The organism is Candidatus Palauibacter sp., assembly GCF_965237495.1.
GTDB lineage: Bacteria > Gemmatimonadota > Gemmatimonadetes > Palauibacterales > Palauibacteraceae > Palauibacter.
The window spans coordinates 501,846-516,204 of record NZ_OZ250143.1; the positions used below are offsets into that span (position 1 = coordinate 501,846).

Annotated in this window: 6 protein-coding genes; all 6 read right to left on the reverse strand. The window is 61.5% G+C overall.

Features of this window, described 5'->3' with window-relative positions; translation table 11 throughout:
- Positions 1 to 153: 153 nt before the first annotated feature.
- Entirely contained in the window at positions 154 to 3,474 is a 3,321-nt protein-coding gene (locus tag ACPXY0_RS02075) for a sacsin N-terminal ATP-binding-like domain-containing protein (protein ID WP_423928007.1), read from the reverse strand.
- Entirely contained in the window at positions 3,471 to 6,575 is a 3,105-nt protein-coding gene (locus tag ACPXY0_RS02080; RefSeq protein ID WP_423928009.1) for a DEAD/DEAH box helicase, read from the reverse strand. Before ACPXY0_RS02080 ends, ACPXY0_RS02075 begins: the two co-directional genes overlap by 4 nt.
- A 306-nt stretch (positions 6,576 to 6,881) precedes the next feature.
- Positions 6,882 to 8,045, reverse strand: a complete 1,164-nt coding sequence (locus ACPXY0_RS02085; RefSeq protein WP_423928011.1) for a hypothetical protein — start codon at positions 8,043 to 8,045, stop codon at positions 6,882 to 6,884.
- A 280-nt stretch (positions 8,046 to 8,325) separates the two neighbouring features.
- Positions 8,326 to 9,561 carry an IS256 family transposase gene (locus ACPXY0_RS02090; protein ID WP_423928013.1) on the reverse strand — a complete coding sequence of 412 codons (1,236 nt, stop codon included), beginning with the start codon at positions 9,559 to 9,561 and terminating at the stop codon, positions 8,326 to 8,328.
- A 228-nt stretch (positions 9,562 to 9,789) separates the two neighbouring features.
- Positions 9,790 to 11,403, reverse strand: coding sequence for a response regulator receiver domain (locus ACPXY0_RS02095; protein WP_423928015.1), 1,614 nt, complete (start codon positions 11,401 to 11,403; stop codon positions 9,790 to 9,792).
- Complete coding sequence (locus tag ACPXY0_RS02100) at positions 11,390 to 14,359, reverse strand: ATP-binding protein (RefSeq protein WP_423928017.1); 2,970 nt, start codon at positions 14,357 to 14,359, stop codon at positions 11,390 to 11,392. Before ACPXY0_RS02100 ends, ACPXY0_RS02095 begins: the two co-directional genes overlap by 14 nt.

Genomic DNA, 14,359 nt, shown 5'->3' on the forward strand with positions numbered 1-14,359 from the left:
GGGATCTATGTTGAAGGACTGCCGCGAATGAGGGGCGCGTGATCGTCCTTATCGCGGACCATAAGGACGTAGCGCGACAATCAGGATGAGAAGCCAGTGACAATGACAATAAGGGCGTAAGAACGGAGGAGGAGGTCGGCGTGCTCCAGCGAGTCAATCGCCCTCTGTGTCTTGCTCCGCATCTACTTCCAGTGCTACTTCGAGGTCGATGACGTGCTCGGGGGCCAGAAGGACGTCTATGTGCTCTCCGGCCAGCACGACTGGAATTAACATGCCCTTTCCGTAATTCCCAACCGCGCATCGCTGCTCGAATTCTTGTTTGAGCCCATCCGACTCCTTCGCGTGCTGGTACATGGCAGCATGTCGGGGACAGAATGCCACATAGTCGTCCGCAACCATCTTATCCAGACCGAGGAACCGGACGGCCTCGAAGTACCAAGCTCCCTCCTTCAGCTTGAAGGACCTATCCTGGCAACCGATCACTTGGCAAAGGCTTACACGGGCGTGCTCTTCGTACTTCGCCCGAAGCTTGGTGCGTGCCTCCTCCTTGAGCTTGGGCTCTCCTTGAACAATGCTTCGTTCCCTGTGTTCCGTCTTTCGGCGTGGAGCGTCCTTTGCTAGCTTCCTCGCCCTCTCGCGGCGGCGCTCGGGGTTCGGAGGGTCGGGGAACTCCGGCGGTGGACGGTGCTCCGACTCATGCCGCTGCCTGATCTCCTCCTTCTCTCCCTCCGAAAGTTCCGCAAACCACTTGCCAGCTTCAGCTGCGTCCAGGTTCTCGAAACCTAGATCCTTGGCCTTGGCTTCCCGAACTTCACGGTCGTGTTTTTGGAGAACTCCGCTGGGCTCCGCCTCACCGCTTTCGCTGGCGAACCGTATTGCCTTCACCCACGCCCAACCAAAATCGAAGGCGAATCCTTCGGGGAGCCGGTCTGGCCGCGCTTTGCTTGGCGTGACAAAAATCAAGCTGTCACGTCCCTGCTTCTGAGGCACCCACGCGTGGTTTCTCAGCGTGAAGACGAGTTGGGATGGAGCGGCTCGATAACCGGCACTTGCGTTCCTCCTGTAAACTGCCACCAACTTTCCAGAGATCGGTAGCTCCGAGAAACAAGGCTCGGGAGGAGGCCAAGTATCTTCCTTAGTCTGATCGAGAGCTGCCCGGATAGCTTTTGCCATCTTTTCTCGCTCAGCTTCCGGGTGGTTCGCCTGCTTGAGCCGTTGGAGCATGTCATCAAGATTGGGGATTTGCCAATCACGGTCGATCCCATAACTGGTGACATTCACTCCGCCGCCCGATTGCAGGTGCTGCCAGTCAGGGTTTAGGCGACACGCCGTCTCCGAAATCGGAATGCTGTAGGCGACACCGATCTGCCTCGCAAACTCGCTGAATCCCGGCATATCCCAGTAACGTCGGTGAAGCTCGTACCGCAACGCCTGCGCGACAGGCTGAAGATAGTCGGTCAGGCATTCGAGGTGCCGAAAGTACGGAGCCGCACTCGCGTCGGGACACCGTTTCCCGGCGTATAGCTGACTCGGCGGAAGCCAGTCCTCGTCGCAGTCCAGAAGCAAACTGTACTCGCCGAACTTATCTACAGTGACCCGCTCTTTTCGCACGAGTCCGATGAAGGTCTCCACATGATTCCTGTGCTCATCCTCCGTGGGGCGATGCCCGGATTCACCGTAGTACTTGTCCAGGATTCCGATGGCTCTGGACTCGTCATCGATTTCGCACACTCCCAATCGCTCGAGCCCCTTCTTCGCATCCTTGGTGCCTTTGCCGCCGGAGTAGGTGTCAGGATCCGCAATCGCAACACCCTCAGGTGCGTCATCTCCGTCGATCGCAAAGCGACATTCAGCTGCCCGTCGATACTTGCCTGATTGAGTGCGTACGATCGGGAGCCTCCGTAGCCTATCGTAAGCACTGTGGTTTGCATCCCAGTACTTCTCGACCGACGCGTAGTAGGCTCTGTGCCAACGGACATCGTGGGTCGCCAGCCATTCCTCGATCTCTTCGTTCGTCTTGGACGCGGGCGGGGCCAAGTACTTAACTTCGAATGCACCAATCGTCAGGTCGATGAGGAAGCGGTCAACCGCGCTGCTTTTTTGGGTGGCGGACACGGCCCAACCCCGGTATTCGGACGGGGACACGGTACTCCTCGTCTTCTGGGCCGGAAATTGCCAGGAATACTGTGGTGCTTCAGAATCCCAGCCAGACATCAAGAAGTGGATATCGTCCACGCCCAAGAACACCTTGAGATCGGCCGGCCCCTGCAACAGGTGGGCTGCTCGTCCGTGACCGCCGCCTTGCATGGGCACAAGAGACTCTTCGCGCATCGCTTGAACCACAGCGGCGTGGAAGGGCTTGTAGGGCGCAGCAAGAGGATCCTGTGAGTTGGGTAAAACGCCCAGGAAATCCCTGTCGAGGAGCCCCAAGCGACGGATGGCCGGCAGCGACTTGGCGACGAGCGCGGCCAAGCGAGCGATGAGGGCATCGTTTTCGGGGTGCTCCTTGACGCTCGCCCTGCTGAGTTCGGGAATGAAGGGCGCGTGGACGTGGAACCGGAGATTCGAGGTCTCCTTTGTGGCAGGGAAGAACACAGCCACGCTGCCCCGCTCGGCGGGAACGATGCGGAAGCGATCGGCGAGAGCTTCGCCCACCACCTGCAAGGCCCCCTGATCTCGTTCCTTCTCTTCAAGCTCGAACACTACGTCAAGGTACATGGATGAGCCCTCGCAATAGGGCTCGCGAAACCGAAGGAAGCAACGCCTCTCCTCGCCGGAGGGGCTCTTGTCACGGACCTGCACCACGCCACCACCTAGCTCCGTCCGTATGAGTGATCCTGAATCGCCGTTGTCCGTCCTCCACTCGATCGATTCGATGTTCTGCAAGTGCAGGACTGACATGACCGACATCCCTGCCAACCCCAGCCGAATCTCTTCCCGTACCTCGTCACGGGTCTTCATCTTGCTGTTGATCGTCAGCTCGCTGCTGAACGGAAGCTCGATAACGGTTTCCCGATCAGAGAGCCCTATCGAAGAGGCAGGTGGGGGTATCGCCCCCGGCACGATCCGATCGACGATCTCGAACGCTACCGTGTCGCTGTATATCCTTGGAGTCTCGGTACACCCGAACACGGACTTGAACCCGATGCCGAAGCGACCGATCGTGTCCTTCTCCTCGTACTCGGCACTCCTGCCGTAGTTGGTGATCCTCTTGATATCTTCCTTAGAGAAAGGTCGGCCGTCGTGCGTGAAGGAGAGCTTCAGCTCGCTCAACTCAAAACGGGCGGATGCCGCCCCCTTGTCCTCCGCGTTCTGCAACAATTCGAAAACGAGGTGGGCGGTGTCGGGATAGAGGTGGTCCACGAGCCCGTCGAGGTTCGTGTCGTTTTTCTTGAGCGCCTCGACTAACTCCCTTCGGTCGGCACCGAGGTCCCGGATGAAGCTCTCAGGAATCTGCTCGTACTCACGGCTCATACCGCTGTCCCCCTCCGTATCCGCATCGTGCCGTGCACGACGACGCTGGCGAGTATGTCCGCCTCCTCGGCACTCGCCCGGAGGCGGCTTACCGTTTCCGTGAATTCTTGCTCCGCGCGTTCTAACTGCGATTCCCTCATCCTGCGGATATTCTCGTGCTCGGCCTTGGCGAGCTGTTCTCTGAGTATCTTCTCCCGTGCGCTCTGGCTGACCTTGAGGCTCTGAAGACGATGATCGACGATCCGGGTGTTCTCCGCCACATGCCGCTCCCTGGCCGAGTGCCAGAGCTGGTGGTGGCGACGGTCCAGCCCATCCAAGGCGGAGTCGTTGATCTGGCCGGGCTCGGAATCGTCCGTCGCCCCCGCCAGCAGCAACATGACTTCGCCTTCAACTCGTGCGGATGCACACACGGCGATGAACTCGTCCCCAGCCACAACGCCGGTCTTTCTCCATCGGTACACCGCGAATGCGTGCTCGCCGACCGGGGCCGTCGAACTCAGAGTCTCGACGCGAACGCGCGTCGGCCCCATGACCTGCCCTTCGGAGCCCTCGGTGAGGAACGCGGCGGCCTGCTGAACGAGGGTGTGCGTGACATCGAGGTGGACAACATCCTCGCTCTCCCTAGCCGTCTCCTGCCGGAAGGTGACCGCCAATCGGGATGAAGTGCCGCGCAACCAGTTTTCCCACTGTGTGAAACGCGGGTCGGTTCTTCTGCCTCGCACGTCGCGGCGGGCCAGAAGCTCCTGTTTGGCGTCGGCTCCCAGTCTGAGCGTATTCGCCGTCCCCGAGCCTCCAACGAAGTCCCGGTTCGGCGAGTCAAGCAACTTCCGCAGGTAGACGTTCACGCACCGCTGGATCGCGACGGGGATGATCCAGGGGGACTCGGCATCCTCTACTTCCTTCTTCCAGTCCGCCACCACCTGCCCGAGGCCAAAGAGCTCACCCTGCGCACTCTCGATGCGCTCGTCTTCTTCCCGGCGGCGGATAAGGTTGTCGGAGAGCTGCCGTAGACGGTCACGAACCTCCCTTCGAGTCAAGCGAAAGCTCTCGCCTATGCTTCGGAGTTCTGCGCCAAGCTCGCCGAGGATCTCCTCGTTGCCGCCGATCGCGTGCTCGAAGATGCCCAGTCGAAGCAGGCAACGGTCGTAGATCTCGAAATCCACCGTGTCTGGAGTGACAAGGTTCACGATGGCGATGGCTTTGCTCTTCTGCCCGTGGCGGTCCAAACGTCCGATCCGCTGCTCGATGCGCATAGGATTCCACGGGAGGTCATAGTTCACGAGCATGTCGCAGAACTGAAAGTCTAGGCCCTCACATCCGACCTCAGACGAGAGCAGGACGTGAACAGCATCGCTGGACTCCTTGGGCAGGGCGAACCTGCGGCGGATGTCCCTTCGCTCGCGTCCCGGCACCCCGCCGTGGATCGTCTCGAACCTGACGCCTTCCTCCTCCAACAGGCGTCCGAGATAGGCGAGCGTGTGCCGGAACGTGCTGAAGACCAAGGCCTTGTTTCTCGGCATCGCCAGCTTCTCCCGGATCACGCGGCGGAACTCGTCCGCCTTCCGGTCCACTGGATCGAGCGACCGCGCCGATCGGATGAGCGACTCGATTTCCCCGCGCACATCGTCCACGAACCCGAGATCCGGGCCTTGGTCGGAATCGTAATCCATCCCTTCGAGCCGATCCATGTTCCTGTTGAGGATGTCCTCCATGTAGGGAGCTAGGCCATAAAGGCAACTCGCCGCCTGACGACGAACCGTGGACATCATGAAGCGCACGTTCTGGTGTCCGTGGCACGCCGCCAGGATACGGGCGAGGGTTTCCATGAGGCGGTCGTGCAGTTCGCGCTGTGCAGACGTGTAGGCGACCCGAAGCGTTTGGGGCTTCCTCGTAGTGAACTCACCGATGTCCCGGCGGCGGGTACGGTTTATGATGGAGGCGAACGTGTAGAGTCTTTCGAGGGAATCGATGGCCCGCACCCGGCTGTCGTCCGGGTCTCCGCGCCCTCCAAGCGTCGCCGTGAGATCAGCCACCAGCGGCGAGCCCCGAAGGAAGTTCCTTCCCCACTCAGTGGCTACGGCCCTGTTCAGGCATGAGAGCGCCTCCTCCCTCCACCCGGAAGGTGTGCCGCGACACAGGGCTATTGCGCGATTGATGCCGCCGTTGGGCGCTGCCATCTGCTCGAAGGTCGGCGGGTCGATTATTAGGTCGGGGCGAAGCAGGTTGAGGAGAGTGAAAAGATCCTGGCTTCCCATTTGAACCGGCGTCGCCGTCAAAAAGACAACGGCCTCCGCGTTCTCGCAGAAGTGCCGAATGGCTTGGTGCGTGTATGTCTCAGCATTGCGGGCGTGATGCGCCTCGTCGACGATCACTAGGTCGAACCTCGGTGGTGGGTCCAAGTCGATCAGGCCGCGCTCGGTTCGCGAGCCTCGTCGGTTGGGCCGCTCGTTACCGAGAAGGGCGGCCTCGTTGAGAAGGGACATCGGGAGAATGACGTTGGAGTAGCGACGGGGCCACTCGCCGTCCAAGTGCGTCTCGTTGATGCAGAACCGCAAAGTGGGTCCGTCGAGGGGGTGGAGGTGTTCGTCGAACCTGCGCATCTCCAGTTCCCATTTGCGCTCGGACACCAGTGGCTTCGGGCAAATGACGAGGACGGAGGACAGCCCGGATCGCGCCCGCAACTCCTTGATGATCAGTCCTGCCTCGATGGTCTTGCCCACGCCGACCTCGTCCGCGATCAAGAGTCTCGGCCGGTCGGATCGGATGAGCTTAAGTACTGGGCGGTACTGGTAGGGTACGAACTCCACGCGACCGGACCTGAGGGACATCAAGGCCGAGGTCGACGGTGAGCGGATATGAAGGGCGGTAAGGAGCGCCTTGCACTCCTCGGCACTCATCTCCGCAGGCCTGTCTTCAGTCGAGGCGCCCCGCACCACCTGACTGCCGTAGAGCGTGGTAGTAGCACCGTCGATCAGGATCCCGTACCTGACCTCCGCGCCGCCGCCGATTACCTCTATGATGGCGCCGATCCGGCTCCGGTCGGAACGAAGCGCGACCACGTCGCCTACTTGGAATTCGGGGTTTTCTGCGATGCCATTCATCTATCGTGCGCCTCCCGCCTGTCCTGGGTTCCTTGAGTTGACTGGCGCGGTGGGCCGGTCACAGAGGCTACGCAAGAGGCGATTCGCCGCAAGCGCATCCAGTCTCGGTGTCGAAGCGCGGAACAGGCTCCGAGTCGCGAAGGCTACTCCCCCCACGGTTGACGCACAACGACCCCAACGCGCAACCGACGCGACCAGAATCGGGCAGGAACTGGTGAGGCTGGAGACGGTACGAGCCCACGTCCTTTGGATGATCGCGACAGGGCCGGGTCGGCGACGACTTGCGGACCGGCGGATTGCCATGGGCTACGAATCGTCCTCGTGTCCTTCCTGCTGACGAAGCAGCTCCTCGGCCTTCTTCTCGATGTACTGGTGGAGTTGGCGGTCATCCTCCTGTTGTAGCACATGCCGCCACGCGAAGTCCTCGGCCGCGAAGTCGTTCTCGTCGTCCGAATCGAATTCGGCGAACACGTTCGGGAGGTTCAGTAGCGGTTCGAAGGCGTTGATGTCACGCTCGTCCTCGTCCGTCGGTGCGTAGAGGCCCATCTTCGAAAGCACTCGCTTGACGAGCCGGGGGACGGCGAAGGAGGTGAGCAGCAGGTGTTCGGACGCCGTCCACTGCGACGGTCGTGTGACCTCCCGATGTCCGTGCGCTAAGTTGCCGCGGCAGATCTTCAAGTCCGACGCCCAGCAGGCCCGGAGGCTGTCTTTCTTCCAATCCGTGCCCGTTGGCGGCGGTCGCCATTCGTTCGAGGGCAGCTCCCGGCTCGGACGCCACGCTTCGGCGAATTTCTCTGGAAACCGCTTCTGTCCTTTGCGCGAGGCGGTCCCTAGGATTTGCTCCATCGCCGCGTATGTCAGCACCAATTCGGTGTTCGGTGACACGTCCGGCGCGTCGGTGTTGGCTTGGTTGAAGAGAACGATACCTTGGTACACCCTCGGCCACTCCTTCCGCCCCAGAGCCCCCAGAAGCGCGGCAAGCAAGGAGTGGTCGGGCTCGATCCGACTGGGGTTCACATGCGTTGGCACTTGGACCCGGTAGAGATCGCCCGTGACGTACGACTGTTGGCGCCCATCGCGTCGGCGCAGCTCCATGAGCGCGCCGCCTCCCGGATCGGTGAACGCTTGGATCACAAGCCGCAGGTCGTCACGGTTGCAGTACTTCCACATAAAGAAATCCCGCGACGCCAAGGCCGAGAAGGCGAACAACTCGGCAAACAAGAACAGATCCGCCCTATTCTCCTCGGACAGATCAGCGGTCAGTTCTTGGCCCTGCAGCGCGAGGATGACCGCAGTCTTGATGGGCTCGCCCTGAAGATCTCGATACGGAGCAAGGACGGCATCGAGCGTCTCCTGGCAATCGCCATCCGGTCCCGGGCGCTCTCCTCGCACGAACCGCTTCAGAGAGTACTCCCCGGCATCGATATCGCACTCAAGTTTGATCCATGGAAAAAACGCAAGCTGCGGCATCGTATTCCTCCTTGTCGCTGGCGACTCCGGCGATACGGATCGTGGTGCCGGTTTCTCTTGCAGTTGGGCGGCTTGACCATCGGGTCGCCGCACGGCTGAGCTCCTGACGGTCGCGAAGCGGAGTCGGAAACCCGGCTGCTCGAGGAGCTGACCTCGTTGCGGCACCCGATGAGTGCGCACGCCGACGAAGCCGACCAATGATTCCGACAAGCGGATCGCGGCCTCCAAGGGAAGCAATCACCTCCCACCTGAGGTCGGGTCAATAGGTGTGTAAACGTCATCAGGCGGCGATCCTCTCCCGACCCTCGGGGACGGGCTTTCCGTCCTCGAACCTCTTCCCTTCGTACACCTCCCCCAGCAAGTGCGGCGCGTTGAGCTTCCCGGACCTCTTCTCGGCCACCAGCAGCAGCCGCCAGATCAGCGCCGTGGCGTTGTCGACCCGCTTGAACCGCTTCGCGGCCGTCGTGCGCAGCCGGACCGAGGCGAACGGGCTCTCCACGACGTTGGTCGTCCGCAGGTGCCGCCAGTGCTTCTCCGGATAGTCGTGGAAGGCCGTCATGCGGTCCCAGTCGTCCTCGAGCACGGCCACCGCCTTGGCCTCGGCGTCTCCGTAGCGGTCCCGGAAGGCGTCTCTCGCCTCCTTCGCCGCCGCCCGCGAGGGCGCGTACGCCGCCGCGCGCAGCATCTCCCTCGCCGCGGCCTGCTCTCTCTTGGGCAGCCGGTCCAGCACGTTGGTCGTCTTGTGGTTCCAGCACCGCTGCTCGGCCGTCTCCGGCCACACCTCCCGCGCCGCGCCCCAGATGCCCAGGTTCCCGTCGGCGACGAGCAGCTTCGGCGTCCCGAGCCCCCGCGCCTTGAGGTCCCTGAGCACCGCCGCCCACGACTCGACCGACTCCCGGTAGCCCGGCGTGACCGCCAGCACCTCCTTCGTCCCGTCGCTCATGGCCCCGATCACCACCAACAGCGCCGCCTTGTCCCGCTCCAGGCCCGCCTTCACGTAGATCCCGTCCGCCCACGCGTACACGAGCTCACGGTCTCCCAGCGGCCGCCGGCTCCACGCCTCGTGCTCCGCCGTCCACCTCGCCCTGAGCCGCCTCACCGAGGACTTCGACAACGGCGCCCCGTCGCCCAACAGCCCCCTGAGCGCCAGCTCGAAATCGCCCTCGGCCAGCCCGTGCGGGTACAGCTCCGGGATCAGCTCGCCCACCTCCCGCGTCCGGCGCGCGAACAACGGCAGCACCCGGCTCTCGAACCGTTCCTCCAGGCCCCTGACCCGAGGCCGCCTGACCTCGATCGTCCCCGAACTCGTCGCCAGACGCCGCGGCTTGCCGTACCCGTTCCGGTAGCCCGGAGGCGCGTCCACCGCCGCCCGCCGTTCCGACTTCACCCGGCCCAGAAGCTCCGTGATCTCCTCCTCCAGCGCCGCCTGGATCAGACCGCGCATCTCCTCCCGCACCCACACCTCCAGCGTCTCCCACGCTGGCCCGCCGAACCTCTCCCGCGTATCGTTGCCCATGAGGCGACGTCCTTTCTCCGGGTCTCCCCCCGGATCGCTGGTAAACGGTCAGCTGAAAGGTACGTCGCCTCGCTTTTTACACACCTTTTGTTCCTACCTCCGCGCCGCGGGGGGCGGCGCACTCCGTGCCGACACTCAAACGCCGCCCAATACGTCATCATGTGCGTCTAAACGGGCTCGTCCGTCGCTCGTGACGCCGGGTAGAAGACGCAACAGTCACGTTGTTGCCTAACTTGTGCGTCTTCCGACACGCTCGGACCGCCTGAGCCATTCGGACTTGTTCAGTGCGATCCGGGACATCCTGTCAGCGATGGCCTGGGCGACCGACTGCGCGAACTCGGCCTTGAGTTCCCCCACCCAGTGGTATCGCCGTTTCTCAACGTCAACGAACAGGGGAACCGTCTCATCTTCCCCCAGGCTCGTGACGACGGGCCCAGGGGTCGTGTCAGGACTAAAGTGTGCTGTTCGCCACCGGGCCGGGTCCATGCAGATGGTCATCCGCTCGTATCCACTACCGGTGGACCGTACGACGAGTTGCAACGTATTCGATTTCGGATCGATGAGCGGGAGAAACAGAAACGACGACGGGCCTGTGAGGCGAACGCTATCGCACTTGGGTGTGACGCACAGCAGAGTAGCCTCCTCCTCCGATTCAACGAGGCGGACGACCGTACCGATCGATAGCTGTTGTGGCCCGTCCTCGATCACTTCGCGAAAACTCATCGCGGATGCGAGCCGACGATCAAGTTCCCGACTGTCGTCAGAATCACGCGAAAACCCAGAAGAGAGAATGTCGTAATCCCTACCCCGCTGCCTTAAGGTTCCGGGCTTCTCTTCGATGCCGTGCATCAACATGTCCATGATCTCGGCCATGGCCATCTCCTTATCGCCGGGATCAAACACAAGGCTCGCACCTTGAAATCTGTCGGTCAGCCACTGCTCAATGGCTTCAATGCCGGCCGGCCGGCTATTTCGGACGGCATCGCCCATGATGCCGCGCAGTTCGCTGGCGATCTGTTCAACGATGTGGCTCTGGGAGTCTTGCGGGACGGGCAGACACGCGCGGTGGACAAGGAACGCGGGATCGAGTTCAGATCCGAAACGCTTCAGGATTCGGTACACGTTCTCGCGGACTGCCGTGAGGGCGGCAACAACCAGGCAGGGCAACAGCCCCTCCATCATGTGCGCGAAGTCAGCGACGAGGCGACCCGGCAACTCATCTTCCGTCACGGCAGAACTCGACGCGGGTTCTTGGAAGACACGCTTGCCATAGACCACGATGCGACACGGCCCGACCTGGATCGCATCGCAGTCGTTTTCGGGTGAGGTGGCCGTCCCGTAGGGTCCCCCGAGATCCGTCAGGCGTCCTACGATCTTCGTGCGAATGAGCTCAAGGGGTTCGCCGGTATAGAACGCTATCAGCCGGAGTCGATGCGCTTGGTCAGCCAGCAGGATTTGCCGCAGCAGCGGCAACGAATCCTGACCACTCTCGCGACTCAATCGCCAGTCGAGGATCACGATATCCGATCTTCTAGCGACTCGAACCAAACTCTCTATGGCGTCTCCGTCCAGTTCGTTCGGTGGCGCCACCACGCCACATATCATCCCGTGACGTGCGAAGGACGACGTTATGGCGCCAACACCGAGCGGACGGGGGGGATCCTCCGTCTGCGGTGTCGGTGGCCCCGGCGTAGGCTCCATGGGACTCAGGCCCGGTCGAGTGAGGCCACCGTGGACGTTGGTAACTCCCGTGATAGACAACTCGTCGTCGACGACTAAGGCGGTCAAGAGGAAGCGCTTGGCGATCTCGCGGCAATGCTCTTGGAAGCTATCGTTGGGCATCTGGTTCCGTGTCGGCGGTTTGAAGTGGTCCGATCAGGAAGGTGGTACCGCGGTCGGCCGTTCGAGCCGCCAAAGCCAAGTCGTAGCCTACTTCACGAAGTGTCTGCCGTGAGATGTGCAAACCCATGCCGCGTCCGCCCGGCTTTCTCGTGAACTCGATTTCGAAGATGTCCTCCCGGTCCCTGGCGTGGATGCCCGGGCCCGAATCGGAGACGCGGAATACGTTTCCTGCCACGTCGAGTTCAATGCGTCGCTCGAGGCGTTCATTCTGTCCAGACAACCAGTAGATCGCGTTGTCTACGAGATTCACGAATACCGGGTAGAAGGAGGAGGGGTAGCCCCGCACGGCGGCCTCCGCGAAGGCGTCCGTCCGAACGAGTTCGACATTGTGTCCGGCTAGGCGCTGGCCGAACAGGTTGGTGAGGAAATCATGGATTTCCCATCCACGAATGTCCACCGCCTTCCGATAGAGCCTCCTCTGGAGTGGCGTGAAGAGCGTTAGGTAGCCGTCGAGGTGGTCGAAGCTGCCTCGGATGCTCTGATAGAGCGACATCAGCTCCTCGTTGACGTCAGCCCATGCCTTCAGACTGCGAAGCCCCGACCGAACAGAGCGAATGGCGGCACCGAACTCGTGGCTGATGATCTCGATCGCCATCCCGAGTTGGGCAAGCTGAAGGTCGGCGGCCGCCTGTTCGCGTAGCGTCAAGTTGCTCTGTTCTACCGCCGCAAGCTGATCCAGTAGCGACGAATGCCCGGTGACGTCGATGTCGGCTAGCTGAGAGTGAAGCGAATCCAAGGTCCTGGAGGCATTATCTAGGGCCTCCTGAATCCGTCCTTCGAGAGCGGTGCGTTCCGTAGCGAGACTTCCATCATCAAGATCCATCGGGTCAATCCGACTGAACTCAGTCATCACGGCCCGGATTGCCTCTTCGACATCCGTGACGCACTGGCGAGCCACCTCGCGGGCCCGCGTCGACACCTCGCCGACCGTCTCGCGCACGGCCTCTCGCCCCGCCCTGGCCTGCTTTCTGGCTCGCCGGGCAGCATCGTCCAGCGCTGACTCCAGCCGATCCCTTGTACTCACGTCTACGCCGGCCGTGATCACCTGGTCGGTCACGAGGCTTTGGATCGAATCCCGAATGTCCCGTATGCTGCTCTGGATATCTTCGAATGCATCTTGGTAATCTCGCCACTCTTTCTGCAACGCCCGGCTCATACCGATGCGTGGCTTCGGCACGCGGTAGCGGGATTCCAACTCCACGAGCTTACGCGTCGCATTGCGCTCAATCTGGAGAATCTTCAGCGCGGCCTTGCCAGCGTCTGGATCGCGGCTGGCCTCCTTGACATTCGCTTCAGCATCCAGACCCAGTTGCATGATGATTTCAGCCGGATTGTCCTTCTCCGTCTTCTCGAAGAAGGTAGTCAAGTCCCGCCGGAGCTTGGCGCGCTTCGCGGTAGCCATCTTTTTTCTGGCTCGCCGATGTCGTTCCTCTTCGTTCAATTCCCGCTTGCGGTTCGCAAACCGCTCACCATGAGCACCCTCCTCGCGGAAGAAGTCGGCGGCGACCTGTACGAGAAAACTCTTCAGGATGCTTCGCAGCTGGCGATACGCCTTGTTCTCTTGGAACCCCTCCCTCCCCGCTTTCTCGTGAAGCTCCTCGTTGTTCTGTGAATCAATTTCAACGAAGCCGAACATCTGCCGGTACGAGAAATAGTAATAGGAGGCACTCTTTGTCCTGCGCAGCTCGATCTCCAGCCAATCGTAGTCCGTGTTCCCGTAAGGCTGAATGCGTACCCCGTCGCGATAGATGTAAAGACCTCCGATTCTTCTGGTCTTCTTGAGCATTCGGGCGTGATCTGGAAGCGTAGAGTGTCTGGCTGCACCCTCGATGGCCGCGAGCCGGATGAAGAACGGGCCGCACACCGTCGGTCGTCCCCTTCCGCCGCGCCAGTTGATTACATGGCCATCCACGATGTCGCCATACACGGATATGCTACCTGTGAACTGTCCGTACTCGTCGAATCTCCCGGAAATCTGGTGATCCGCGTTCTCATACTCGGATCGGGTGAAGAACTCTTGTTCGCCGATGGGATCGTTGCAGGTCCCGTCCGCCTTGTGGTCTCGAAAGGCCGTCCGTATGACCAGAGTCTCTTCTTTATCAAGAAAGGGTGTAGTGAATCCCAGTAGAGCCTTCTCAAGTGGCGACGCCTCGCCGGAATCGGGGTCACCGTCGATGTCATAGGGAAGACGCTCAGACGCCGGGAGGAGATAGAAGTGCGTGCCATGACCGCCGTCAGACAGCGACGGTGGACCGAGGCGGGATTCGATTCGGCGTGGATCAAGGTCGAATTGCGACAGGGCATCTTCGATCGGATCCCAAAGCTCGGTATCAACATGCTCCCGGAGTCGCGCATTGCTCTTTCTAAAGGCATCCACCATGCCAGTGATGTCCTCACGGTCCGGGAGGGTGCCTCCCGGAAACGTACGAAGGGGAATGCGGATGTCATTCAGGTCGAGCCCCGGACACTGGAAGATTCGCCAGTTTAGGAACGCCGCGGTAAGGTCTGACAACTCTCCGTCGCGACGCGCACGGGTCAGGACGAGCACTTGCGGTGCGATCGTGGCGATGGCCAGACGCCCGATACCCTTCTCACCCAGGATCGGCCTGACCGATTGGCCCCGCGCGGGGCGAGGGCGATGACTGCTTACCTGCTCAGAACCTTTCGCTGTGGCGATCGTAAGCCATCGCTCAAGGAATTGGTCCCGGGTCATACCCCGGCCATCGTCACGCAAAATGAACAGCTCAGCGCTCCGATAATAGTCGACCTCCACCCGGGTGGCGTACGCATCGTGAGCGTTCTTGAACAGCTCGCTGATTGCGGTGGGGATCCCCGCGATTTGCTGTCTGCCCAGCATGTCCAGGGTTCTGGCCCGAGCCTTGAACGTCGCTTCCAT